Source organism: Ensifer sp. Root558 (genome assembly GCF_001427045.1).
In the GTDB taxonomy this organism is placed as follows: domain Bacteria; phylum Pseudomonadota; class Alphaproteobacteria; order Rhizobiales; family Rhizobiaceae; genus Ensifer; species Ensifer adhaerens.
Window position 1 is genome coordinate 743122 of the sequence record NZ_LMGC01000001.1, and the last position, 24639, is coordinate 767760.

General features: G+C 63.2%; 20 protein-coding genes and 1 riboswitch. Of the genes, 10 read left to right on the forward strand and 10 right to left on the reverse strand.

The genetic code is table 11. The annotated features are described in order from the left end of the window. The first annotated feature begins 98 nt into the window (after positions 1-98). On the forward strand, positions 99-1472 hold the full coding sequence (locus ASD63_RS03710) for a 3-deoxy-7-phosphoheptulonate synthase class II (RefSeq protein WP_034795289.1): 1374 nt from the start codon (positions 99-101) through the stop codon (positions 1470-1472). Between the two features lie 185 nt (positions 1473-1657). Next, complete coding sequence (locus ASD63_RS03715; RefSeq protein WP_060520690.1) at positions 1658-2056, forward strand: GFA family protein; 399 nt, start codon at positions 1658-1660, stop codon at positions 2054-2056. A gap of 3 nt (positions 2057-2059) precedes the next feature. Here ASD63_RS03715 and ASD63_RS03720 read toward each other — a convergent pair whose 3' ends face one another. The 5 genes from ASD63_RS03720 to ASD63_RS03740 form a co-directional block, all read right to left on the reverse strand. After that, a complete protein-coding gene (locus tag ASD63_RS03720) occupies positions 2060-2968 on the reverse strand; it encodes a hypothetical protein (RefSeq protein ID WP_234852485.1) in 909 nt (302 codons plus the stop codon). 192 nt (positions 2969-3160) lie between these two features. Beyond that, a complete protein-coding gene (locus ASD63_RS03725; RefSeq protein ID WP_244497211.1) occupies positions 3161-4894 on the reverse strand; it encodes a TadG family pilus assembly protein in 1734 nt (577 codons plus the stop codon). 1 nt (position 4895) lies between these two features. After that, on the reverse strand, positions 4896-5318 hold the full coding sequence (locus ASD63_RS03730; protein ID WP_034795083.1) for a TadE/TadG family type IV pilus assembly protein: 423 nt from the start codon (positions 5316-5318) through the stop codon (positions 4896-4898). Between the two features lie 284 nt (positions 5319-5602). Then, positions 5603-6151, reverse strand: coding sequence for a DUF1003 domain-containing protein (locus ASD63_RS03735; RefSeq protein WP_034795080.1), 549 nt, complete (start codon positions 6149-6151; stop codon positions 5603-5605). Between the two features lie 115 nt (positions 6152-6266). Further along, entirely contained in the window at positions 6267-8195 is a 1929-nt protein-coding gene (locus tag ASD63_RS03740) for an LTA synthase family protein (protein WP_082572785.1), read from the reverse strand. A gap of 268 nt (positions 8196-8463) precedes the next feature. Between ASD63_RS03740 and ASD63_RS03745 the strand changes: the two genes are divergently transcribed. The 5 genes from ASD63_RS03745 (at position 8464) to ASD63_RS03765 (ending at position 14978) form a co-directional block, all read left to right on the forward strand. Continuing rightward, positions 8464-10146: an NAD+ synthase gene (locus tag ASD63_RS03745; protein WP_034795073.1), complete on the forward strand. Its 1683-nt coding sequence runs from the start codon at positions 8464-8466 to the stop codon at positions 10144-10146. Positions 10147-10149: 3 nt separating this feature from the next. Then, positions 10150-10485 (forward strand): hypothetical protein, encoded by a 336-nt coding sequence (locus tag ASD63_RS03750; RefSeq protein ID WP_034795070.1) that lies wholly within the window; start codon positions 10150-10152, stop codon positions 10483-10485. Between the two features lie 24 nt (positions 10486-10509). Further along, positions 10510-11337, forward strand: a complete 828-nt coding sequence (locus ASD63_RS03755; RefSeq protein ID WP_034795067.1) for a TolB family protein — start codon at positions 10510-10512, stop codon at positions 11335-11337. A gap of 165 nt (positions 11338-11502) precedes the next feature. Beyond that, complete coding sequence (locus tag ASD63_RS03760) at positions 11503-13239, forward strand: ankyrin repeat domain-containing protein (RefSeq protein ID WP_034795064.1); 1737 nt, start codon at positions 11503-11505, stop codon at positions 13237-13239. Positions 13240-13475: 236 nt separating this feature from the next. Then, positions 13476-14978, forward strand: a complete 1503-nt coding sequence (locus ASD63_RS03765; RefSeq protein ID WP_060643554.1) for a diguanylate cyclase — start codon at positions 13476-13478, stop codon at positions 14976-14978. Positions 14979-15004: 26 nt separating this feature from the next. Here ASD63_RS03765 and ASD63_RS03770 read toward each other — a convergent pair whose 3' ends face one another. Then, entirely contained in the window at positions 15005-16024 is a 1020-nt protein-coding gene (locus ASD63_RS03770; protein WP_034795061.1) for a LacI family DNA-binding transcriptional regulator, read from the reverse strand. Between the two features lie 103 nt (positions 16025-16127). On the opposite strand from ASD63_RS03770, the gene ASD63_RS03775 reads away from it, so the two are divergent. The 3 genes from ASD63_RS03775 (at position 16128) to bluB (ending at position 19272) form a co-directional block, all read left to right on the forward strand. After that, positions 16128-17321, forward strand: coding sequence for a phytanoyl-CoA dioxygenase family protein (locus ASD63_RS03775; RefSeq protein ID WP_034795060.1), 1194 nt, complete (start codon positions 16128-16130; stop codon positions 17319-17321). Between the two features lie 88 nt (positions 17322-17409). Continuing rightward, positions 17410-18222 (forward strand): SDR family oxidoreductase, encoded by an 813-nt coding sequence (locus ASD63_RS03780; RefSeq protein WP_060528794.1) that lies wholly within the window; start codon positions 17410-17412, stop codon positions 18220-18222. Positions 18223-18319: 97 nt separating this feature from the next. Next, a riboswitch (cobalamin riboswitch) is annotated at positions 18320-18532 on the forward strand. A 44-nt stretch (positions 18533-18576) separates the two neighbouring features. Then, positions 18577-19272, forward strand: a complete 696-nt coding sequence (gene bluB, locus ASD63_RS03785) for a 5,6-dimethylbenzimidazole synthase (RefSeq protein WP_034795057.1) — start codon at positions 18577-18579, stop codon at positions 19270-19272. 12 nt (positions 19273-19284) lie between these two features. On the opposite strand, the gene ASD63_RS03790 is transcribed toward bluB, so the two are convergent. From ASD63_RS03790 to ASD63_RS03805, 4 genes are all read right to left on the reverse strand, one after another. Continuing rightward, positions 19285-20355 carry a DUF2865 domain-containing protein gene (locus ASD63_RS03790; RefSeq protein ID WP_034795054.1) on the reverse strand — a complete coding sequence of 357 codons (1071 nt, stop codon included), beginning with the start codon at positions 20353-20355 and terminating at the stop codon, positions 19285-19287. Positions 20356-20519: 164 nt separating this feature from the next. Further along, positions 20520-21164: an acyl-homoserine-lactone synthase gene (locus ASD63_RS03795; protein WP_034795052.1), complete on the reverse strand. Its 645-nt coding sequence runs from the start codon at positions 21162-21164 to the stop codon at positions 20520-20522. Between the two features lie 140 nt (positions 21165-21304). Further along, a complete protein-coding gene (locus ASD63_RS03800; RefSeq protein ID WP_034795050.1) occupies positions 21305-22042 on the reverse strand; it encodes a LuxR family transcriptional regulator in 738 nt (245 codons plus the stop codon). 270 nt (positions 22043-22312) lie between these two features. After that, positions 22313-24625 carry an NADP-dependent malic enzyme gene (locus tag ASD63_RS03805; RefSeq protein ID WP_034795048.1) on the reverse strand — a complete coding sequence of 771 codons (2313 nt, stop codon included), beginning with the start codon at positions 24623-24625 and terminating at the stop codon, positions 22313-22315. Between the last annotated feature and the right edge of the window lie 14 nt (positions 24626-24639).

Here is a 24639-nt window from a genome sequence, read left to right on the forward strand (position 1 = left end):
CGGATGTTGAGTGAAATTTCAGAATACCGGGCGGCCGCCATTGGCCGTCAGGGCGTGACCCGCGCGGTTGGATCCGCGGCAGACAACAGGTGATCGAAATGGCACAGACTTGGACTCCAAACAGCTGGCGGCAGAAACCCATCCAGCAGGTGCCGGAATATCCGGACCTGGCAGCGCTTGAGGCGACCGAAGCGCGCCTCGCGAAGTATCCGCCGCTGGTGTTTGCGGGCGAAGCCCGTCGTCTGAAGAGTGCCCTCGCCAATGTCGCCGAAGGCCGCGGCTTCCTGCTGCAGGGCGGCGACTGCGCCGAGAGCTTTGCCGAGCACGGCGCTGACACGATCCGCGACTTTTTCCGCGCCTTCCTGCAGATGGCCGTCGTTCTGACGTTCGGTGCACAGCAGCCGGTGGTCAAGGTCGGCCGTATCGCCGGCCAGTTCGCCAAGCCCCGCTCCTCGGGTATCGAGAAGCAGGGTGACGTGACGCTTCCGTCCTACCGCGGCGACATCATCAACGGCATCGAGTTCACCGAGGAAGCGCGCATTCCGAACCCGGAGCGCCAGATCATGGCTTACCGCCAGTCGGCTGCGACGCTGAACCTTCTGCGCGCGTTTGCGATGGGCGGCTATGCCAACCTCGACAACGTGCACCAGTGGATGCTCGGCTTCGTCAAGGACAGCCCGCAGGCGGAACGCTACCGCAAGCTTGCGGACCGCATCTCCGAGACCATGGACTTCATGAAGGCGATCGGCATCACCTCGGAAAACCACCCGAGCCTGCGCGAGACCGATTTCTTCACCAGCCACGAGGCGCTGCTGCTCGGCTACGAGCAGGCGTTGACGCGCGTCGACTCGACCTCGGGCGACTGGTACGCCACGTCCGGCCACATGATCTGGATCGGCGACCGTACCCGCCAGCCTGACCATGCGCATATCGAATACTGCCGCGGCATCAAGAACCCGCTCGGCCTCAAGTGCGGTCCGTCGCTGACGGCCGATGGCCTGCTGGAGCTGATCGACCTTCTGAACCCGGCCAACGAAGCCGGCCGCCTGACGCTCATCTGCCGTTTCGGCCATGACAAGGTGGCCGAGCATCTGCCGCGCCTCATCCGTGCGGTCGAGCGCGAAGGCAAGAAGGTGGTCTGGTCCTGCGACCCGATGCACGGCAACACGATCACGCTCAACAACTACAAGACCCGTCCGTTCGAGCGGATCCTGTCGGAAGTGGAGAGCTTCTTCCAGATCCACCGCGCCGAGGGTTCGCACCCGGGCGGCATCCATATCGAGATGACCGGCAACGACGTGACGGAATGCACCGGCGGTGCGCGTGCGCTTTCGGGCGACGATCTCGCCGACCGTTACCACACCCATTGCGATCCGCGCCTCAACGCGGACCAGGCGCTGGAACTCGCCTTCCTGCTCGCCGAACGCATGAAGGGCGGCCGCGACGAGAAGAAGATGGTCGTCAACGGCTGATCTAAATCTCTGGCATTGTTCAGGTTTTCTGAACGTCGCTTGGATGCTTTGAATTTGACAATGCCGGGCCGGCTCTGGAAGCTGGCCCGGCATTTTCGTGTCTGGAGCAGGGCGCGGCGCGGGCTGTGGCTTGCGTCGGCACGCTCCATGGCAGGATCGAGGGGTCATGAACTTGGGGAGGGGCAATGCAGGACATTCATCACGGGGGCTGCCTTTGTGGCACCATTCGCTTCAAAGCGCGCGGCGAGCTGCGCGAGCTGATCTTCTGCCACTGCAGCCAATGCCGGAAGCAGACCGGGCTCTATTACGCCGCCACCAACGTGCAGGACCAGGACTTCGAGCTGAAGGGCGCGGAAAACGTAACCTGGTACAGGGCCAGTGACAGCGCCAGCCGGGGCTTTTGCCGGCAATGCGGGTCAGCGCTGTTCTGGAAGGCGGACGGTTCGGATTACACGTCGATCCTCGCGGGCGCCTTTGACAAGCCGACGGTGCTGAAGCCGGGCTACCATATCTTCTGCGAAGATCAGGGCGATTTCTACGAGATCAAGGACGACCTGCCGAAATTCGCAGCCGGCCGCGTCTGAGGTTCAGGCCGGCGGGTTTGCCGCCTGTCGCTCGGCCTGCTCGAAGCCGTTGGCAAGGCCGGCAAGCTTAACTGCCTGCCATTGGCAATATTCCTCGATCAGCCGCTCACTCAACCAGAACAGGCCGCGCTGCCCCTCATCGGCTCTTCCAAGCAAGCCGAGATCCTGGGCCCGCGTGAAGATGCGCCGGATATGGGTGTTCGAGATCATGTAATGCGTGGCGAGATCCGAGAGGTTCGCCTCCAGCCAGACTTTACCATTCACAGGCTCAAGGCTCTTCGGCCGCGCCATGAGATCGTCGAGCAGGAGGCCACCGCACTCGGTCCAGACGAAAGCCGCGACACCTTCCGGCGGCTGGGTCCACCGGCGATCCGAAAGCAGCAGGCGGGCGGCGATCGGCTGAGCCCGTTCGAAAACCGTGCGGTCGGCTTCGACGCGGGCGACACGGCCTTGGCCGTCGAAGCGATCGAGCGTTCCCATCTGGCTCATGAACCAGCGCAGCATGGCGCCTTCGCTGATTTCGGTCGGCTCTAGCGGACGGATCTTCTTGCGACCCCGGCCGCCCTCCGCGTCGCGCAAAAGCTTGTAGGTCAGCAGTTCGGCGATGAAGGCAGCGGCGGTATTGCGGCTGGCGCCGCCGGTCTCATGGATGAACTTGAGAAGGCGGGCGGTCGTAACTCCCGTTTCGGGGTTGCCGGGCTCACGCTCGAGGTGCAGGGCGTAGACGGCCTGGCTGAGCGTCCATTTCTGGTGGGAGGCGACAAGGCGAGCGATGCGGGGAAACATGTCGTAGGCCGCCATCAGATCGCGCGCGCTCGCCTGGAGCACGTTGCGTAACTCCGGATGACAAAGAAAACCTTCCGCGGTGAAGGCGAGCGAGCCATCCCGCGCTGCGCCTTCCTGCTCTGCCATCACATGCATCTGCTGCGCATACCCCCAATGCTTGCGCGGCCCGCCAAGTGAAGGGCACTCTCGGTGCCCCGCCGGCCAGCCGCGCTCAGCTGCATTCCTTTTACTAGGGCTACCTTGTGCATAACGTGTCAGCAACCGAATTTGTTCAACGGGGCGTTGACGGTGGCCGTCGAACGCCCCGTTTGAACGGGTCTACTGCACGAGGACCGGAGACTGGCACTTGACGCCGGTGACGCGGACATCGGCCTCGCCGACCCGTACGCCGACGAGCAGCAAAAGGTTGTAGAGCAGATCGTCGACCGGCTTGGTGACGGCTCCGAGCGTTTGGGCCAATGCCTGCTGCACGATGGTCGGGCTGCCGAGCGTCAGGAACAGGACCTGTATGTTCAGGTCGAGATTGTTGAGGAGCGTTTGCGTCGTCGAGGTCAGGATGTCCTTGGTCGAGACCGTCTTGATCGACCGGGCCGCGACCTCGGACGGGCTGAAGCTCAGGCGCGTCGGCTTGAGGTTTTGCGCCTCGACATGGGCCAGCGCATCGATCTTGACCACCAGGGCGTCCACGAGTTTGGCTCTTTGTACCCGCGCGTCTGACGAGAAGTTGGACAGGACCGCCGGATCGACGTCGCCGATGGCGATTTCGGCAATGCCGGGCACGGCATCGACGCTGACCGAAGCATTTTCGGGCGTGCCGCCATAGCACCTGATGTCGGCGAGCTTGGCTTCCGCATAGGCGAGTTCGACATAGATCGGCAGTCGGATGCGAATGCCGGCAAGGGCGGCCAGGCCATCGACGTTGACTTCGACGGCAAGGCGGGTCTGGGCGGTGCGTATTGCTGCGCCAGGCGTGCCGAGGCGGTGGCTTGGCGTTTCGACGGGCGGCTCGCCGATCGCAAGCTTGACCTTGGCAGATGCGATCCCCGGAAGGCCGGCCACGGCATTGAGGGCGATCTGGTTTTCGCCATTGGCGATGGCTGCAGCCGCCGACACGATCTGCAGCGCGCTTACGCGCATCGCCCAATCGGAGCCAGCGTCGACCTGCAGGCTCTTCTTCGGATCGAGGTTGAGGATTTGCGCCAAGGTGAAGGTGCGCTTGTCGTTCGAGGTCGAAAGCTCGATGCTCTTGAGTGCGGCCGTGACCGTTCCGGACAGGCCCTGGACGAGCCGCATGGAGGCAAGCAGCTGCGGCATCGTCAGGTTTGCCTTGAGTACGTCTTCATAGGACGCCGCCGTCAGGTTGAGCCTGGTCGCAATGATCTTCAGGAACGGCTGGATATCGATGTCGGCGTCGATGAACGCCTGGTAATCCATGATCTTGAGCGAGATCGTCGTTCCGAGCATCTGCCCGAGGATGGAGTTGAGCAGCCCATCATTGAGGCTTGCAAGACGGGAGCCGACGGAGAAGGCCGCGATTTTCGAACTCGCCGCCGTGCCGTAGACGCTGAGGTCCGGCGGGGCGCTGAAGATCGAGGCGAGGAAGATGTCGCCCTTCCTTTCGAGCATCACCTGCACGGCGTCCGTGGGCGTGGCGTCCTTGATAAAGCGCTGGCCGGCATCGACCGACGGATCGGGGACGTAGCGCCCGCGCGCTACGGTCGCGACGCCATCAAGCTTGGCGGTGCTGATGTCACCGGGCGGCAGGGTCTTGCCGTCGATGGTCAACAAACCGTTCGGCGTCGATACGCCGTAGTTCAGGCCATTGTTGGCGAAGTGGTTGAGCACGGCCTTCTCGGCGGCGGAGACGTTGGCCGCTGCCGCGATCGCAGCGAGATCGACCGAAGACTGCATTTCACGCTTCTGGACGGTCAGGTAGCCGTAGTCGATCGCAAGGGCCATGGACGTGATCACCAACGGCATGGCCAGGGCGGCCGAGATACCGATATTGCCGCTACGGGCTCGGGCGAGGGAGCGCATGGGTTTCCACAGCATATCAGACCCCTCCGATGCGGATGGTTGCGAAGCGCTCGATCTGTTCGCTCGGCATGGCGAATGTGAACAGGTTGAAGATCGGCAGGTCGCCGGCGTCGTATTTGATCCGGACGGTGAACTGGTTTGCGTTGTTGGCGTCGTCCCTGACGGTGACGGTCATGCGCGACGACTTGATGAAGGCCTGATCCATCGTCGTGCGACGGATATAGTCGGTCGCGAGCCGTTCACGCTCGGTTTGGGAGAGGCCGGCGATGGCTGTGCGGGCGGCATCGGCAGCAATCTGCTGAATGGAATGGGCGGCACTGAGATAGACGCCATAGGCGATCAGGGTCAGCACGCACATGAAGAAGAGTGGTGCTATTATTGCAAATTCGATCGCAGCGGCCCCGTCCCGGCCGCCTAACAGGCGCTTGAAGTTGGACATTGCAGCATCTCCGCGTACCCACGTTGCTGTATTTCTCGAATGTCCCTGCACCCATAACGTGATCCTCAAATATTAATTTTTTCATACTCCGATAAGTTGTTGAATCCCAATGCATTTCGCGAATGTTGCAAAATGTGTATTCACAGTTGAATTAGTATTTATGATAATGAGCTAGTTTTCGCCCTGTCGCGGCGGCTGCGCGCGTCCGCGTCCGGGCGCCGAAATCTGCGCGAGGGCCGGCTTGCCTATCGTCAGCGCATCGTCCCGGTTCGGCCGGGGTCCGGTCACTCCTGTCCGGGGGGCGTGCGATAGCGTTCGAGCTGCCGGTTGAGCGTCGCCAGGTCCGCGCGCAATTCGGAGATCTCGCGCAGCAACACGTCGTCGACCTTGTGATGCAGTGCGATCAATTCGACTTCCGACTTGAGATTGACTTCGTAGTCCTTCGAGGCAGCGAAGCGGTCGCGCTCCGCCTGGCGGTTCTGCGACATCATGATGACCGGCGCCTGCAGCGCGGCGAGCATCGAAAGCATCAGGTTGAGGAAGATATAGGGGTAGGGATCGAAGGCGCCGGTGGCGAGCAGAATGGTGTTCAGCAAAACCCAGAAGACGAGAAAGCCGCAGAAGCCGATGATGAAGCTCCAGGAGCCGCCGACGCGGGCGATGTTGTCTGCGAGCCTGTCGCCGAAGGAGAGCCGTGCCGTGAAGGCGGCATGTGAATCGGTGGCGAGCGTGCGTCGGTCCCGGGCATGGGTAAGAATGCGGCGCTCGATCTCTCCGAGCTCGCTGAGCGGCTTGCCGAAAAGCTGTTTCGATATGTCATTGAAGTGCGGCATGGCGATCTCCGGAGTTGGCCGGAGACAATCTAGCGCGTCAGCGCCGCAAGGAAATCAGGCGGTACGCGAAAATGCCGCAAGGACCGGAGCGGTTGCTGGCCGCTCCGGTCTTCGATCAGTGGGTTTCGACGCTGGCGAAGAGATCAGCGTGTGACTTGAAGAACCGGTCGGTCGAGAAGCGGTCGCCGAACATCATGTCGTGTTGCAGGAAGCGGTAGTCACGCAGGAGTGCCGGCACCTTCGGCTGGCGCGACCACTCGGCGACTTCCTTGCCATTCTTGCGGATCAGCATGTAGCGGTCGACAACGCGGTACTGGTCATACACCTTGCCGAGGAAGCCGGTGTAGTAGGGATGCTCGTAACCGGACTGCTTGAGGATCTGGTAGGAGAGGAAGGCCGGGCTGATGGTGCCGACGTTCTTCTTCGGGCCAGTCTTGTTCGACCAGACGACGAGCGGCGTTTCATGCTGCGCCTTCATCTGCTCCTTCGAACCTTTGCGCTCCGCCGTCACACCCTTCATGAAACCGGTGCTGGTATAGACGGTGTTAAGCGGCGGCAGATGGTCGCCAAAAAGCACGATAACCGTTTCGCGATCGCGGTTCTTGGCCCAGTCCATCAGCTTCTTCAGGCTGTCGTCAGCCTCCTTGATGCCCTGCGCGTAGGTGGCAAGCACCTGGCGGTCGGCCTCGGGCAGGTCGCCTTCGACCTTGATGGTGTTGTTGGCGTAGCGGTTGGCCTCATAGGGGCCATGGCCCTGGAGTGTGACGGCGAAGAAGAAGAACGGGTCGTCCATCGCGTCGGCCTGGCGGATGATCTCGTTGGTCAGCGAGTCGTCCGAGGCGAAGATCCCGCGCTTCTGCATCGGCGGCATGTTCTCTTCCGACTTGAACATGTCGAAGCCGAATGCCTTGTAGACGGCGGTGCGGTTCCAGAACCAGCTCTGGAACGGATGGATGGCGCGCGAGACGTAACCTTCGCCACGGAAGAAGGTGGCAAGCGACGGGATCGGATTGCGGATGTACTGCTGGTACGGGATGCTGCCGTAGGGCAGGAACGCGTTCGAGAAGCCGGTCAGCGCCTCGAACTCGACATTGGCGGTCATGCCGCCGAACTCCGGCGAGAAGACGTTGCCCGACTGCATTTCGCGGATCGTCGGCATCGGATCGGGCGACAGCTTGACGTTCGGCAGGCGGGTCGGATCCCAGAAGGATTCGCTCATCAGCACGATGACGTCGGGCTTGCCGCGGTGCGAGGTGCCGGCGGGAAGCGGCTTCACCGGAATGCGGTCGATCGCGTCGGCCATGTAGCCGGCGGGCGCGCTGACATTGGCCATCGGCAGGTTGATCGCAAAGGCGAGCGCAAAGCCGTTGTGCTTATAGTTCTCGGTCTGGTCCCACATGATCGGGATGACCTTCAGGCGATCACGGATCCAGGAGAACTGGTTGTAATCCATGATGTTCCAGAAGGCGACGAGCAGCGGCAGCGCGAAGGCGAGGCGGGCGACACGCTCGCGGGTCGTCAGCTTCGGGAAGGTCCGCCAGGCAAAGCGCAACAGGAGGGCGATGGCGACGACGGTGGCAACCAGGCCGACCGCGATGCCGACCGCCGTCCACGGACGGTCCTTTACCAGCACGGGCATCAGCTCCATGATCTGGCGGCCGAACAGGAAGTCGGTCGGATAGAGCGGATCGGACAGGAACACCTGCTTCTGCTGGCAGATGACGGCCGGCAGAAGTGCCAGCGGCGCGATCACCACGGCGGACTTGTGCTCGCGGCCGAAAATACCGTCGACAGCGAGCAGAATGAGAAAGAATATGCCGATGGTCGTCAGCGCCGGGCGCGTCGGGTCGAGGACATAGGATAGGGTATCGGTCAGCGACTGACGGACGATCAGTTCAACGGCGAAGACAAGGGCAGTTGCAACGAACAGGGAGAACAGGGCGCTGCGCGTGGAAGCGAGCGTCTTGGCGTGCCGTGCGGCGAAGCCGGGTCGATCGGCATAGACACGTGAGCCTCGCGCGACAGCGGAATCGATACTGGCCAACATATTCTCCAATTTCATAAATGCGTCGTGTAACTGTCATACGCCCGTCATTTTGAACAGGGGATGAATGGTTTCTTAACGGGAATGGAGGGTGGCTTTTCGTGGCGTGAAGCCGCACGAACGGCCCAGTATAAGGACCGGGAAAAACAGAAGTTTTCGGTTTTTTTCGCGTGGCTGCGATTGGCTGTGGGTATTTTTCCGCAGATTGCGCTAAAGAACATTGCGAAAGTCAGATGCAATCGTTCAGGACAGACCGACAGGCCCGCTCATGACCGCCCATAAAAACGCCCCCTCGCTCCTTCGTATCGCCGTAGCCCAGCTCAATCCGACCGTGGGCGACATCGCCGGAAACCTGGCCAAGGCGCGTGAGGCGCGCGCCGATGCGGCGCGACAGGGCGCCGATCTCCTGCTTTTGACGGAGCTGTTCATTTCGGGCTATCCGCCGGAAGACCTTGTTCTGAAGCCGGCCTTTCTCAAGGCCTGCCTCCAGGCCGTCGAAAAGCTGGCCGCCGAGACGGCCGATGGCGGCCCGGGCGTCATCATCGGCTTCCCGCGCCTGTCGAAGACCGGCCGACATAACGCCGTGGCAGTACTCGACGATGGCAAGGTGATCGCGATCCGCGACAAGGTCGATCTGCCGAACTATGGCGAGTTCGACGAGAAGCGCGTCTTCGATCCGGGCGAGATGCCGGGACCGGTCAATTTCCGCGGTGTGCGCATCGGCATTCCGATCTGCGAGGACATCTGGGGCGATCTCGGCGTCTGCGAGACGCTGGCCGAAAGCGGTGCTGAAATCCTGCTGTCGCCGAATGGTTCGCCCTATTATCGCGGCAAGGTCGACGTGCGCCATCAGGTCGTGCTGAAGCAGGTGATCGAGACCGGCCTGCCGATGATCTATGCCAACCAGCTCGGCGGCCAGGACGAATTGGTCTTCGACGGCGCCAGCTTCGCCTTCAACACCGACAAGTCGCTCGCCTTCCAGATGAGCCAGTTCGAAGAGGCTATCTCGATCGTGGAGTGGAAGAAGGGCGAGAGCGGCTGGCATTGCGAGCACGGCCTGAAGTCGCGCCTGCCGGAGCGGGAGGAGGCGGATTACCGCGCCTGCATGCTCGGCTTCCGCGACTATGTGAACAAGAACGGCTTCAAGAATGTCGTGCTTGGCCTCTCCGGCGGTATCGATTCCGCCATTTGCGCAGCGCTCGCCGTCGATGCGCTCGGCGAGGAGCGGGTGCGCACGGTCATGCTGCCCTACCGCTACACCTCGCAGGAATCGCTGAAGGACGCCAAGGAATGCGCCGAGGCCCTCGGCTGCCGTTACGACATCGTGCCGATCTCCGAGCCGGTCGAAGGGTTCCTCAGCGCACTCTCCGATACGTTCGAAGGCACGGAATCAGGCATCACCGAGGAGAACCTGCAGAGCCGCACCCGCGGCACGATCCTGATGGCGATCTCCAACAAGTTCGGCTCGATGGTTGTGACCACGGGCAACAAGTCGGAGATGTCGGTCGGCTATGCCACGCTCTATGGCGACATGAACGGCGGCTTCAACCCGATCAAGGACCTCTACAAGATGCAGGTCTATGCCATCTCGAGCTGGCGCAATACCACGGTTCCTCCGGGCGCGCTTGGTCCTTCCGGCATCGTCATTCCGCAGAACATTATCGACAAGGCGCCTTCGGCCGAGCTTCGTCCCAACCAGACGGACCAGGATTCGCTGCCGCCCTATCCGGTGCTCGACGACATTCTCGAATGCCTGGTGGAAAAGGAAATGGGGACGGACGAGATCGTCGCCCGCGGCCATGACGAGGTGACCGTACACCGGGTCGAGCATCTGCTCTACATCGCCGAATACAAGCGCCGGCAATCGGCGCCGGGCGTCAAGATCACCAAGAAGAACTTCGGACGCGACCGCCGCTACCCGATCACCAACCGCTTCCGCGACCGGGGCTAGGCGATGGATATCCTCTCCGAAGAGACGGACGGCCGACAGGGCCGTCCAGATTTTACGGACGAGGAAATCCGGCTCCTGCGACTGTGGTCGGCAAGCGACGTTTCCGCCGGCCGGCAGCTATCGGCGCAGATCGGCTATTTCGCGACGCCTGCGATCTTTGGGGTCTATGGCCTTGCGACCGGAAGCCTCACCGTCGTCGGCGTTGCCTTCATCTGTATCCTGCTCCTGCTGGCCTGGGGTCTGGTCACCGACTGGCGGGACCGACGCAATTCCGTTCTGATGCAATCGGTCTGTTCCAAGGTTCTGGCGACCCTGCCGGCGGGTGAAGACAAGAAATAGCGGCCTCGTCCGGGAGAGAAGAGCATGCGCAGTTCCGTCGAAATCCATGACATCGCAACAGGTGAAACGCGGGTTGTCTGGCAGACGGACCGGCTGGTCGAGGCACCGAACTGGTCGCGGGACGGCTCACATCTGATCATCAACGGTGACGGCAGGCTCTATCGGCTTGGCCTCGATGGTTCCGAACCGGTGGAGATCGATACCGGTTTTGCGACGCTCTGCAACAACGACCACGGCCTCTCCCCGGATGGCACGACGATCGCGATCAGCGACAAGACCGAGTTCGGGAAATCGGCGATCTACCTGCTGCCGGCCGAAGGCGGCACGCCGCGGCTCGTCACCCGCAACCTGCCTTCCTATTGGCACGGCTGGTCGCCCGACGGGAACACGGTGACCTATTGCGGCATCCGCGACCAGGTCTTCGACATCTATACGATCTCCGTCGACGGCGGCGAGGAGCGGCGGCTCACCCATGGGGAGGGCCGCAACGACGGGCCCGATTGGTCGGCAGACGGCGAATGGATCTATTTCAACTCGAGCCGTACCGGCCAGATGCAGATCTGGCGGATCCGCCCGGACGGTAGCGACGTCACGCGCATCACCGACAGCCCCTATGGCGACTGGTTTCCGCATCCGTCGCCTGACGGTAAGCATCTGCTTGTGCTTTCCTATGACGGCGACGTCTTCGATCATCCGAGGGATCTCGATGTCCGGTTGAGGCTGATGGACCTGGACGGGGGCAATGCCCGCATCCTGTTCGAGCTCTTCGGCGGGCAGGGGACGATCAACGTTCCCAACTGGGCGCCCACGGGCGATCGTTTCGCCTTCGTCCGCTACGAACGGGAAAGCTGACCGCGCTGGACAAGTATATCGAGGCCATGCTAGCGATGAGGTCGTTCGCAGGGCGCATCCGATCCGCGGGAAGGGCAAGGCCCACCTGTCTCACTGAACTTGGTTGCCACACCTCTTTTCAGTCTGTGGGCGCGGATACCGGACGTGAATGAAAGGAGGTCTTTCATGATCACGCGCGATCTTTCCGCGAATATTACCCTCGATACGATCCGCAAGCAGGCCAAGGCCTTTTTGAAGGCCGTCAAGGCTGGCGATGCCAGTGCAAGACAGCGGGCGCTTCCCTATTTCTCCGAACCGACCGCAATGGGCCTTCAGGATGCCCAGCTGGTGCTTGCCCGCGAATTCGGCTTTGCCAGCTGGACGCGGCTGAAGCGGCATCTGGAGAAAGCCGAGGCCGGCACGCCGTCGACCGAACAGGTCGCAAACCGCTTTCTCGCTCTGGCGACAGTCTCCTATTTCGGCGACGTCGCTGCCGATCCCGAGCGGTTCGCTCAGGCACTCGACCTTCTCAAGGACCATCCTGAGATTGCCGGGGACAACATTCACGTGGCCGCTGCGCTCGGCGACGCCGCGGCGATCGACCGCTTTCTCGATCGCGACCCGAAACTCGCAGAGAAGCGCGGCGGTCCGTTCGACTGGGAGCCGTTGCTCTACGCCGCATATGCCCGCGTTCCCGGCCGCTCGTCGCTGCCGGCGGGCGCCCGCCTGATTGCGCGCGGGGCCGATCCGAACGCTTACTGGCTCGACGACGGCCAGTATCGTTTCACGGCTTTGACCGGCGTCTTCGGCGAGGGCGAGGCGGGGCCGGAGCGGCAGCCACCGCACCCGGATTGCCTTGCCTTTGCGCGGCTGCTGCTTAATGCCGGTGCCCGAGTCAATGACAGCCAGGCGCTCTACAACCGGATGTTCGAACCGGACAATTCCTGCCTCCAGCTGCTTCTCGACCATGGCCTCAATGCCGACGACCGCAACAACTGGCTGGTGCGCAACGATGGCGGCCTGGTCGAAAATGGCGAACGCGTCTTCGACTATCAGCTTGCCTGGGCACTGGAAAAACGCATGTCCGATCGCGTCCGGCTGCTTGTTGCGCACGGCGCCGACGTCAATCGCCCGATCAAGGGGCGCACGCCCTATCAATGGGCGGAGCTCGGCGGCGATCCGGCACTGGCACAATACCTCGTGTCGCGCGGCGCGACCGAAGCACCGCTGGAGGATGTCGACCGGCTGGCCCGTGCCGTTGGGGAAGTGAAGGCCGACGAGGCGAGGGAACTTGTCGATAGGGATCCGACACTTGTCGCTCGAACCCAGGCTGCACACCCCGCCATCCTGCACGAGGCGGCGGGTGAGGACCGGCATGACGCCGTGGCGCTGATGCTCGCGCTCGGCTTCGACGTCAACCGCATGACCTCGCGCACGCCGTTGCACGAGGCGGCGCTGCATGGGCATGTCGCGATGGCGAGGCGCCTGCTCGATCACGGCGCCGATCCCTTGGCCCGCGACCCCTACCATCATGCACCGCCGATCGGCTGGGCCAAATACAACGGCAAGGACGCGATGGTCACTTTCCTGAAGGATCAGCCGCTCGACATCTTCGCAGCTGCGTCCTTTGGCGTGGCCGCGCGCCTCTCCGACATCCTCGACCGGCAGCCGGATCTGATCGAAACGCCGTTCGGCACGTTCCGCGGGCGCGGCAGGCCGGAGCCACAGCACGACTGGATGACACCGCTTGCCTTTGCCGTGATCAACGGGCAGGCGGGAACGGTGCGGCTGCTTCTCGAAAGGGGCGCGAATGCACGCGTGCGCGATGGCGCCGCCGGCCCGTCGATACGCGATCTTGCCCTGGAGCAGGGCAATGCGGAGATCGTCGCCTTGCTGCGCGCTTCGGCGGCCGCCCCGCAATAGGATACGCAGAGGGAGGCGCGGGCAGTCGCCCGCGTTCTCCTGATCCCCGCTGCGACCGCTGATTGTCGGGCGATTCAGTCGGTTGAAATCGTTAAGTATTTTATCACCAGCTTATTTAAGCCAAACTTCGATTTTGGTCGCTAGGGTGCCGGCAGTATCGGCTGCCATCGTTGCGCATCGCACCTCCACAAGTGCTAGTATGCCCGGCAGGGCCGGTACGGACGAGGGGGACTGGCGTGGTGGAAAAGGCGTTGCGGCAGGCAAAACGGGACAAGACGGTCTGGGCGATCCATGCCGCCTGTACCTTGGTCGCGGTCCTGATCATTGCAAGCCTCATCTATGTCCTCGACCGATCCGTCACGGAGGCCGATCGCTTCGGCCTTTCGGCCGAGCGTCGGCTTGTCGCAAACGAGCTGCGCCACCAGATGGATGCGGTCGTTCAGTTCCAGGCGCAGGTGTCCTTCTGGGACAAGACCTACGAGGAGCTGGCGACGGGGCATGTCAGCGACAGTTTCGTCGCCGACGAGCTTTCGGGCTGGCTTTGGGAAGACTACGGCTTCTCCTGGATCATCTTCACGGATCCGGCCCGCACCGTCTCGACGGCGCTCAAGGACGGCGCATCGGTTCCGGCAGAGGTGGCCCGCGTGCCGCTCGACGAGGTCGACGATCTCGTAGACGAAGCCAAGCGCCGCTACGACAATGCGCTCAGGAACAACGACGGCACCTACAATCTCGATGTCACGACGCCGGATGCGCAGTCCGTGATGCCGGCCGTGCCCGGCATCCACGCGGTGGACCTGCGCGAGATCGGCGGGCGCATGAGCGTTGCCGTGGTGCAGGCGGTCATCCCCGAGACATTGGTGGTTCCGGCGGGACGGCGCGATCCGGTGCTGATGGTCGCCGTTCGGCCGGTCACGCCGAAAATGACGCGCGAGATCGCGGCACGGCTGGGTATTCGCGGGCTGGCCTTTGTTCCGCTCAACGAGCGGCCTGCAGGCAGTGCCTATGCGTCTGTCGGGCGCTGCTCCGATTCGTCCTGTCTCGTGGCCGCCTGGGTGCCGAAATCGCCCGGTGGGTTCGTCCGCGCGGAGCTGTTGCCGAGCGTCATTATCATGGCGATCGTCGCAGCACTGCTGATGGCCTTCGTGGCGCTGCGGTTCTCGACGCTCTTTGCCGCTCTGCAGCAGAGCGAGGCGCTGAACCGGCATCTTGCCAAGCACGATCGCCTGACGGGGCTGATGAACCGCAGCGGCTTCGACGACATGCTGGCGGCAGCCCTGTTGCGGGCATCGACGCATCCGTTCACGCTCGTCTATGCCGACCTCGATGAATTCAAGGAGGTCAACGATCGCCACGGCCACGCCGCCGGCGATGCCGTGCTGGTGGCCATGGCCGAGCGCTTTCGCAACCGGGCTGGCCCGAAGGGCACGGTCGCGCGGCTTGGGGGTGACGAATTCGCGGTCATTCTCGGCGATTGCAGCGAGGCCGACGCCCGCAGCCTGACGGCCGGCCTGATCGCCGACGCGCAGACGCCGGTCGCTTTCGACGGCCAAATGCTCGTTGTCGGCGGCAGCGCCGGCATCGCCTTTGCGCCGCGGCATGGCCTGACGGCACGCCAGTTGCTGCTGGCTGCGGACGAAGCGCTCTATCTGGCCAAGCGGCGCGGTCGCAACCGCTTCGAGACGGCGGACGACATGGTGTTGCCAGCCGAAAAGAACGACGGCCAGTCGGCGGCCTGAACGTTACCCGCTGATCGTCAGCAGCGTTACTCCGGAACATTGTAGGGCGTGATCACCACCACGGCGGAAAGCTGCGGGCCGATTGCCGGCGCCTGGGCGCCGGGCCGCAGCATCATCGTGCGAAAGGCGGTGCGCGCATCGGTCCTGAGGTCGTGATGCAGCACGAAGTGAATGCGCCGTTCCCGCAACAGCGCCAGATTGTCCTCGTCGAGATCATGGGCGATGTAGAGCGCGCAGTGACGTTCGAGGCGCTCGAAGGCTGCAAGGACGGAGCGGTTGCCGCCACCGATCGAATAGGCCGCGTTGATATCGGGATTGGCCGAGAGCGCCGCGTGAGCCAGGCGGCCGGTTTCGCTGTCGCGGCCGTGGCCTTCGCTGATCTCGACGATCCGGATTGCCGGATAGCGCTCGCGCAACACCCGGCGAAAGCCGATCTCGCGTTCCTCCTCACCACGAAAGCGGCCGCTCGAAAGGGTCACCAGCACAGTTGCCGGCGCGCCGGAAAAGCGCTCCCCGAGGAGGTAGGCGGCCGTTTCGCCCGCCGCCCGGTTGTCGGCGCCGGCATAGGCCGTCCGCTGGGAATGGGGCAGGTCGGTTACCAGCGTCACGACGGGCGTACCGCCCATCTCGAAACGGGCGACTGCGGCGACGATCTCGGGCACGTCCGGCGCCTTCAACACCAGGCCGTCGGTCCCGCGCAGCCGGATTCGGTCGAGCAGTTGCACGATCTCCTGCGGGCGCATCGTCTCGGCGAAGTGGAACCGGCAGCGAAAGACGGTGGGCGCGAAGGTCATCGCCTCGCTCTCGAAGGCGCGACGCACCGCATCGGTGAAGCGCTGTGGCGACTCCATGACGATATCGATCGCAAACTTGCGCCCCTGGATGTCGAGGCCGGCCTGCTGCTTCTCCAATTCCTCGATGGCTGCGCGAACCCGGGCCTCCGTCTGGCGGCGCACGCCCGGCCGCTCGTTGAGCACGCGATCGACGGTCGCGGTGCTGAGCCCGGCCTGAAAGGCGATGTCCTTGACCAGAAACGGATGGGCCATCGCCTTGCTCTCCTGATGGATTTTTGATGGATTCTTGCTCTATATCATGTTTTGCCGCCGCCTATAGTCGTGTTCATCAGGATGTTCCAGAGGAGGAAACGCGATGAAGACCGACAACAAAGCGCGCCAGCGAATCGACCGCGTCTGGCTCACCGAAGAGGCATGCGATCTCGAAGCGTTCCGGGCGGAAGTCGAACGCCAAACCAGTCTGTCCGACTACCCCCATGCTTCCGGCTGCGAAAAGAATATCCTGATATATGACAGCGCCGCGCTGATTGCGGCGTGCGGCGATGCCGAGGCGCGGCGTTCTGTTCTGGCGGAGATCTGCGAGGTACTGGCGACCGGGCCTGGCGTGGCGGTCTTCAAGCGCGCCTTTGCCGATACGACAGCAATCGACGTCGCAAGCGGGGTCTTTGACGCCATCATCGAAGAGCAACATCGAAGCAACAGCGGCGGCGGCGATCACTTCGCCAAACCCGGTGCCAATGACCGCATCTGGAACTCGCTGGAAAAGCACTGCCTGAACGCGCCGGAGAATTTCGCCTCCTATTACGGCAATGCCGTCATAGCGCTCGTCAGCGAGGCTTGGCTCGGGCCGAACTACCAGATGACGGCGCAGGTCAATCGCGTCAATCCTGGCGGTGCGGCGCAATCGGCGCACCGGGATTATCACCTCGGCTTCCAGACCGCGGCCGTGATCGAGCAGTATCCGGCGCATGTGCACAGGCTTTCACCGGTGCTGACGCTGCAGGGGGCGGTTGCCCATCGCGACATGCCGCTCGAAAGCGGACCGACGCTGTTCTTGCCCTATAGCCAAACCTATGTGCCGGGCTATCTGGCGCTCAACCGGCCGGAATTCCGCGCCTATTTCGACGCACACCATGTGCAGCTTCCGCTCGAAAAGGGCGACGTTGTCTTCTTCAACCCGGCGCTCTTCCATGCCGCCGGCACCAACCGCTCCCGGGATATCCGCCGCGTGGCCAACCTGCTGCAGGTGTCTTCGGCCTTCGGTCGCGCAATGGAAACCGTTGACCGACTGACCATGAGCGCGACGCTCTATCCGGCCTTGCGGGCCTTGCTGGCGGGCGGGACGCTGACGCAGGCGGAAGCGGCCAACGCGATCTCCTCCTGTGCCGAGGGCTATTCGTTCCCCACCAATCTCGACCGGGATCCGCCACTCGGCGGGTTGGCGCCGAAGACGCAGGCGCAGTTGATGCGCGAGGCTCTCACTGCGGGGACGGGCGAACAAGAGTTTCTCTCGGTGCTGGAGGCGCAGGCGAAGCGCAAGCTGAGCTGACGAGCGAGTTACAATTTGACAGGCTCCCGGTGTGTTTCAGCCGGGAGCCGCAGCCGTTTCAAACGATCATTTCCAAGGGAGGAATTCGATGAGTGGACAATTGCAAGGCAAGATCGCCATCGTCACCGGTGGTACGCAGGGACTGGGCGCGACGATTGCTGGCCTTTTCGCCGAGCGCGGCGCTGAAGGCATCGTCATCTGCGGCCGCAACGCCGCCAAGGGGCGGGCGAAGGCCGAGCAGATCGGCAAGGCAAGCGGCGCGAAAGTCGTCTATGTCGAGGCCGATCTTGAAAAAGTAGAGGACGCCCGCAAGGTGGTCGCCGCTTGCGACGCGGAATTCGGCCGGGTCGATGCGCTGGTCAACGCCGCAGCTATCACCGACCGTGGCACGATCCTCGACACCACGCCCGAACTCTTCGACCGCATGTTCGCGATCAATGTGCGCGCGCCGTTCTTCCTGATGCAGGAGGCGGTGAAGATCATGCGGCGGGAGAAGACCGAGGGCACGATCGTCAACATCGGCTCGATGTCGGCGATGGCCGGCCAGCCGTTCATTGCCGCCTATTGTTCGTCGAAAGGCGCCCTCGAAACGCTGACCAAAAACACGGCTTATGCGCTTCTTCGCAACCGCATTCGCGTCAACGGCCTGAATATCGGCTGGATGGCGTCCGAAGGCGAAGACCGCATCCAGCGCGAGTTTCATGGCGCGGCTGCCGATTGGCTTGAAAAGGCGGCGGCCGGCCAGCCTTTCGGTCGGCTCGTCGATCCGGCCGAAGTGGCGCGGGCCTGCGCCTATCTGTCGTCGGCCGAGTCCGGGCTGATGACCGGATCGGTGATTTGCTTCGATCAGTCGGTCTGGGGCGCCTATGACGGCTCGCCGCATCCGGTCGCTCCGCTTTGAGGCGGAGGCAAACGACTAAGCTCGACAGTAGCCGGCGGAAAGTGGCGCGCCATGTCTCGACCGGGTTGGCGCCGCTTGTCTTTCTCAAACGGCTGTGCACTTAGTGCCGTCGTCAGGTGCCCGCGAAAGCGGGAGAATCGGGAATCCGGTGTCATTCCGGAACGTGCCCAACGCTGTGACGGGGACGATCGCGTCTAAGAGAGCCTTGAATTGATTCAAGGTTTTGCCACTGGATCTTCAATCGATCTGGGAAGGCGAGGTGATCGGTTGAACCGAAGTCAGAAGACCGGCCTGGCGAGATAGACCGAACCCCGCGTGGACGGCGGGAGGTTTCGCATTGTTGGGGATCGAACGATGCTGACTGAACCGAAGGGCGGCCTTGCGGCTGCCGGCGCCTTTTCGTTGCCAGAGCGGGAGGCCGTCTACCGTGCCATCGAGACACGTCGCGACGTGCGCGATGAATTCCTGCCCGCGCCATTGCCGGAAGATCTGATCGGGCGCCTGCTGGCCGCTGCGCACAGCGCCCCGTCCGTGGGCTTCATGCAGCCGTGGAACTTCGTGCTGGTGCGGGCGGAAGAAACGCGTGAGCGCGTCTGGCATGCGTTTCGCCGCGCCAATGACGAGGCCGCGCTGATGTTCGAGGCGGAACAACAGGCCAAGTACCGTGCGCTGAAGCTGGAAGGCATCCGCAAGGCGCCGCTCAGCATCTGTGTCACCTGCGACCGCACGCGCGGCGGTGCCGTCGTACTCGGGCGCACCCACAATCCGCAGATGGACGTCTATTCCACCGTCTGCGCCGTGCAAAACCTCTGGCTTGCTGCGCGGGCCGAAGGGGTGGGCGTCGGCTGGGTGAGCATTTTCCACGAGGCCGAGATCAAGGCGATTCTCGGCATCCCAGATCATATCGAGATCGTTGCCTGGCTCTGCCTCGGCTATGTCGATCGCCTCTATCAGCAGCCGGAACTCGCTGTGAAGGGCTGGCGCCAGCGCCTGCCGCTCGACGAGCTGGTTTTCGAAGACGGATGGGGACGCAGCAAGGAGAAGGCGTAAGGCCTCGTCCGATCAATTCTGGACCGGCTGATAGGCCGGTCCCTTCGGATGCTTGAGGTCGATGGCGGTTTCTTCCTGCGGCAGGTAGGTCGGGCCGACGACGCGAACCTTGTTCTTCGACGGATCATAAGGCCGCTCTTCGGCCGGCGCCTTGGCGGTATTGCTCGCCGCTTCCGGCTTCTTGGTCTCGATGACGATGATCGACGACTGGTCGTCACCGATCTTCGTTCCGTTTGCCTTCGGTGTGGTCGAGGCGGTCTGCGGTATCTGGCAGCCGCACTGGCCGGGTTTTCCGACAGCGCGGGTGCGATAGGCAAAGGCGTTGGGCATTTCGGTATAGGGACGGCCGGTCACGGCCGAGACCATCTTGTCGCTCTCTTCCGTGTTGAGGTCGTGAAAATAGAGCTCGGTCTCAGCCCCCGGACAGCGCGCCCGACAGGCCTGCTCGTCGCGCGGGAAATCGGCCGGCGTCGCATCTGAAGAAACCGGGAAAAAGGCGCCGTCGCAGGTACGCACGCACATGGTTCTGAGCGTGCCGCTATAGTAGCGCTCCTGCGGTGCGTAGCCGTCTTCGCCTCGGCCGAGCATCGGGCCGTAGGCGTCTTCCGGCGGCAGGTCGGCAACGATGTTGCGGTGGCTTTCCGGCACGTCCGGTTCCACGCTTGCGAACTCCTCGCGGTCACCATAGCAACCGTTGATCTCCAGCGCGGCGAGGATGCGGCGCCGGCTGTCGTCGCTGCCGCCGGCGACGATCTGCTCGCGCTCGGACTTCAGCATGCGCAGATTGTCTTCCATCTCGGCGATCAGGCTGTTGAGGCCGTAGCAGGTGTCGGGGTCGCCGCCGTCGAAGCCAATGGCGTTGCCGCCACCGCAACCCGCGCGGCGGCGGTCGTTCTTTGCCCGCCGCAGCTCGATATTCTGCCGCGAGATCGCGCTTGCGTAGTCGCGCGCATCGGCATTGCTGGCGACGTAGTCAGGCAGTTGCGCGAGCCGCGCGTTCAGTCGGTCGCAGGCCGTCGATGCCAGTGACGGACCGGCACCGATCAGAACCAGAGGCACAAGGGCCGCAGCGACGTGTTTCATGCGCGTGAACACGGGCGAAAGTCTCTTCCTGTTGCCAGGTCGGCGCCGACCTTCTGCGGGTGGCTGCCAGCGGCATTCCTGTTTCGCCTCCATCATAGAGCTTGTCGGTGATCGTGCAACGACAAGCGACGGTTTGCGTTAACAGCGCAGATCGACTGACGCGCTTAGGCGGCGCGGGCGGTTTCCAGCGACATCGGACGTTCGAGCACGGTACCTTCGATGGCAGCGACCGCCTTCATCCGCGTGAGCAGATCCGGCGTTACTTCCCAGGCGACGGCAACCGCGAAAACGGAGCCGATGCGATGCGGTTCGGCGATACGCTCGCCCGGGCATCCCATGCGCCGGAACATGCGCTCCAGGAACACATCCGTCACCGTGACGATGTGGCTGATGCCGGAAGCAAGGCCCAGCTCGCCGACGCCGCACATCAGTTCGGCGGCCGCGACCGTCACCTGGTTCGAGGCGCGGTCCTGCGAGATCTCGGGCTCGATGCAGAAGCGGCTGGATTCCCAGACCGAAGCGCTGCGGATTTCCGGATTATCGCCAAGCAGGATCGGGAAGGTATCGTCCAGCATGTTTGGGCCGAGTGTCGGCAGGAGGCGAAGCGCGCCGCGCAGCCGGCCGGTATCGGGCGCATAGGACAGGACGTAGAGCGGGTTTGCCTGGTCGTAGTTGTCGATTTCCCAGTCGCCTTCGGTCTGCACGTCCCATTTCAGGAAGTCGTGGAAGACGCGCTTGCGCAACCGGAACATGTCGTCGACGGCCGCCGGGTGTTGTGCGCGGGTCTTTCCGTTCAGGATCCTGATCATCGTTTTCTCCATCCGAGTTTGGGGATGGGGCGATGCTGTCAGGCTCGCGGCGGTTGCGTAACTGTCGCTAGCGACAGTTCAAATGCGCGATATTTGCCACTAGATTTCGAGGGGTTTCGGTGGAGGCGTATTGTCGGGTGTCAAACGGAGGGTATCAGAGCGTGTCGTACGGCCTGTGCCACAGCCTGAGTGTTGGAAACGACATTCAGCTTGCGTCGCGCATTGGTCATGAAGAAGCGCACGGTGCGCTCGGAAATGCCGAGGATCGTGGCGATTTCCCAATAGCTCTTGCCGGCGGCGGCCCAGGTCAGGACCTCGGTCTCGCGGCCGGTCAACCGCATCTCTCGGGTCGAAATGCTGCCGGCCATGGCGCCGTGCTCCAGCATGGCGGCATGGAAGAGATTGGCGGCCAGCTGGAAATCGCGCAGGTGATGGCGGCGATAGGTCGTCCATTCGCCGGCTGTCATGTTGACGTTGATTGCGAGCAACGCCATGCGCCCGGCGGGCGAGGGCAATGGCAAGGCGACGCCCTCAGTGGATATGCCGATTTCCTGGGCTGCCTGGAACAACGGTTCGCATTCCGGGAAGCGATGCCGTGCCATCGTCCATTCCACCGGCCGCACGCCGCCAAGCGCCAGCTTCAGGATCGGATCGATCCGGTGAAGGCTGCGGGCATGGTAGATCTCGGCAGCGTAGGCGCCGAAGGTGTGATGCAGCCGGCAAACCTTGAGCTCGTCCGCATAGGGCTCCGCTTCGAGATAGAGAAGATGGGCAATGCGGAAGGTTCGACGCATCAATGTGAAGAAATGAGCGGGCTCGACACAGCCGCCACATTCCAGGATTTCCAGCATGTCGAGGACAGCCTGCTGCTCAGTCATGCCACAACACCGAATCTCGTCCGAGGCCCCAGCATGGTTAGAGGTTCACCTTTTGTCCAGCGCAAACTTTCCCGATTGGTGTGTAATACCAATTGTGCACGCCTTGATTGTAGTCGTCGATCGGCCGCGTGACAGGGGCTGATTCGCGGGTGATCTGCAAAACCAGCGATGCCGCGCCTGAAGCAGGCGCGACATCCGGATACGGTTTTGCCGGCGCCGGCATGGCGCCCGAATGCAGCGAAGACCGGTGGCGATCTCCGCGTTGCCATCTCAACCCGGATGGCTGGCTTCGACCACCGCCAGAGCCGCCATGTTGACGACGCCGCGTGAGGTGACGGACGGCGACAGGATATGGGCGGGAAGCGCCGAGCCGAGCAGGATCGGGCCGACATGCAGGCTGTCGGTCATGGTCTTGACGACACCGAGCGTGATGTTGGCGGCATCGAGATTGGGGAAGACCAGCAGGTTGGCTTCGCTCGACAGGCTGCTGTCCGGCATGACGCGCTGGCGCAACGCTTCCGAGATCGCCGCATCGCCGTGCATTTCGCCGTCGACCTCGAGATCGGGCGCGAGTTCCCGCACGAGCTGCAGCGCCGTGCGCATCTTGGTGGCGCTCTCCGAATCACGCGAACCGAAGTTCGAATGCGAGACGAGGGCGGCGCGCGGGGTGATGCCGAAGCGGCGGATTTCCTGTGCCGCCATGACCGTCGTCTGGGCGATCTCTTCGGCGCTCGGGCAGTAGCTCACATAGGTGTCGGTGAAGAAAGTTGCGCCGCGCTGCGAGATCAGCAGGCTCAAGGCCGAGAAATCGAGCACGCCGTCGCGCTTGCCGATGATCTGCGATACGTCGCGCAGGTGCTTGCTGTAGCGCCCTTCGACGCCGCAGATCAACGCATCGGCTTCGCCGCGCTTGACCGAGAGCGCGCCGATGACGGTCGTGTTGGTGCGCACGATCGTGCGGGCGGCTTCCGGGATGACGCCGAGACGGCCGACGAGGGCAAAATAGTCCTCGACATAGTCGCGGTAGCGCGGATCGCCTTCGGGGTTGACCACCTCGAAATCGACATCCGGACGGATGCGCAGGCCATAGCGACGCAGGCGCGTCTCGATGATCTGCGGACGGCCGATCAGGATCGGGCGGGCCGTGCCTTCTTCGAGCAACACCTGGGCGGCGCGCAGCACGCGTTCGTCTTCGCCTTCGGCAAAGATAACCCGGTTCTTCTGGGCGTTCTTGGCGGCGGCAAAGACGGGCTTCATGATGAAGCCCGAGCGGAAGACGAAGCGGTTCAGCTTGTCGAGATAGGCGTCATAGTCCTGGATCGGACGGGTGGCGACGCCGCTTTCCTCGGCTGCCTTCGCAACCGCCGGCGCGATACGCAGGATAAGGCGCTGATCGAACGGCGAGGGGATCAGGTAGTCCGGGCCGAAGACCGGGGTCTCGCCGGAATAGGCGCGGGCGGCAACATCGGAAGGCTCTTCGCGGGCAAGACCGGCGATGGCGCGTACGGCCGCCATCTTCATTTCTTCGTTGATCGTGCTTGCGCCGCAGTCGAGCGCGCCGCGGAAGATATGCGGGAAGCAGAGAACGTTGTTGACCTGGTTCGGGAAGTCCGAGCGGCCGGTGCAGATCATCGCGTCCGGACGGGCTTGGCGGGCGGCTTCCGGCATGATTTCCGGCGTCGGATTGGCGAGCGCCATGATCAGCGGCTTTTCGGCCATCTGCGCCAGCAGTTCCGGCTTCAGGACGCCGGCGGCGGAAAGGCCGAGGAAGACGTCAGCGCCGCCGATGCTGTCGGCAAGCACGCGGTTGCTGCTATCCTGCTCGTAGACGGACTTCCATTCGTCCATCAGTACCTCGCGGCCCTTGTAGACGAGGCCTTCGAGGTCATGGACCCAGATGTTTTCGCGCTTGGCGCCGAGCGTCACGAGAAGGTTGAGACAGGCGAGTGCGGCGGCACCTGCGCCCGAGGTGACGATCTTGGCGGTCGCGATGTCCTTGCCGGCGAGTTCGAGGCCGTTGAGGATGGCGGCGGCGACGATGATCGCAGTTCCGTGCTGGTCGTCGTGGAAGACCGGGATCTGCATCTTTTCACGCAGGCGCCGCTCCACCTCGAAACATTCGGGCGCCTTGATGTCTTCAAGGTTGATGCCGCCGAAGGTCGGCTCGAGCGCCGAGATTACGTCGACCATGCGCTCGATGCTCGACGCGTCGATTTCGATGTCGAAGACGTCGATGCCGGCAAATTTCTTGAAGAGGACGGCCTTGCCCTCCATGACGGGCTTGGAAGCCAGCGGACCGATATTGCCGAGACCGAGGACGGCCGTGCCGTTGGAGATGACCGCGACCAGGTTGGCGCGCGCTGTGTAATCGGCGGCTGTTTCCGGATTGTCACGAATGGCGATGCAGGGGGCTGCAACCCCTGGCGAATAGGCAAGCGCCAGGTCGCGCTGGTTGCCGAGCGGCTTGGTGGGCTGGATTTCGAGCTTTCCCGGGCGTGGGTAACGGTGGAAGAAAAGGGCCTGCTGGTCGATGTCGCCGCTGGCCGGACCGGTATGGGATTTCGTCTTGTCGCCCGTATTCATGCTCTCACATTCCT

Excerpts from the sequence above, each read along its gene's own strand:
- ASD63_RS03710 (WP_034795289.1), top strand. The coding sequence starts at position 99 with ATGGCACAGACTTGGACTCCAAACAGCTGGCGGCAGAAACCCATCCAG.
- ASD63_RS03720 (WP_234852485.1), bottom strand. The coding sequence starts at position 2,968 with ATGGCAGAGCAGGAAGGCGCAGCGCGGGATGGCTCGCTCGCCTTCACC.
- ASD63_RS03795 (WP_034795052.1), bottom strand. The coding sequence starts at position 21,164 with ATGATCAGGATCCTGAACGGAAAGACCCGCGCACAACACCCGGCGGCC.
- bluB (WP_034795057.1), top strand. The coding sequence starts at position 18,577 with ATGCTGACTGAACCGAAGGGCGGCCTTGCGGCTGCCGGCGCCTTTTCG.
- ASD63_RS03800 (WP_034795050.1), bottom strand. The coding sequence starts at position 22,042 with ATGACTGAGCAGCAGGCTGTCCTCGACATGCTGGAAATCCTGGAATGT.
- ASD63_RS03780 (WP_060528794.1), top strand. The coding sequence starts at position 17,410 with ATGAGTGGACAATTGCAAGGCAAGATCGCCATCGTCACCGGTGGTACG.
- ASD63_RS03745 (WP_034795073.1), top strand. The coding sequence starts at position 8,464 with ATGACCGCCCATAAAAACGCCCCCTCGCTCCTTCGTATCGCCGTAGCC.
- ASD63_RS03805 (WP_034795048.1), bottom strand. The coding sequence starts at position 24,625 with ATGAATACGGGCGACAAGACGAAATCCCATACCGGTCCGGCCAGCGGC.
- ASD63_RS03775 (WP_034795060.1), top strand. The coding sequence starts at position 16,128 with ATGAAGACCGACAACAAAGCGCGCCAGCGAATCGACCGCGTCTGGCTC.
- ASD63_RS03715 (WP_060520690.1), top strand. The coding sequence starts at position 1,658 with ATGCAGGACATTCATCACGGGGGCTGCCTTTGTGGCACCATTCGCTTC.
- ASD63_RS03725 (WP_244497211.1), bottom strand. The coding sequence starts at position 4,894 with ATGCTGTGGAAACCCATGCGCTCCCTCGCCCGAGCCCGTAGCGGCAAT.
- ASD63_RS03750 (WP_034795070.1), top strand. The coding sequence starts at position 10,150 with ATGGATATCCTCTCCGAAGAGACGGACGGCCGACAGGGCCGTCCAGAT.
- ASD63_RS03755 (WP_034795067.1), top strand. The coding sequence starts at position 10,510 with ATGCGCAGTTCCGTCGAAATCCATGACATCGCAACAGGTGAAACGCGG.
- ASD63_RS03730 (WP_034795083.1), bottom strand. The coding sequence starts at position 5,318 with ATGTCCAACTTCAAGCGCCTGTTAGGCGGCCGGGACGGGGCCGCTGCG.
- ASD63_RS03760 (WP_034795064.1), top strand. The coding sequence starts at position 11,503 with ATGATCACGCGCGATCTTTCCGCGAATATTACCCTCGATACGATCCGC.
- ASD63_RS03790 (WP_034795054.1), bottom strand. The coding sequence starts at position 20,355 with ATGAAACACGTCGCTGCGGCCCTTGTGCCTCTGGTTCTGATCGGTGCC.
- ASD63_RS03770 (WP_034795061.1), bottom strand. The coding sequence starts at position 16,024 with ATGGCCCATCCGTTTCTGGTCAAGGACATCGCCTTTCAGGCCGGGCTC.
- ASD63_RS03735 (WP_034795080.1), bottom strand. The coding sequence starts at position 6,151 with ATGCCGCACTTCAATGACATATCGAAACAGCTTTTCGGCAAGCCGCTC.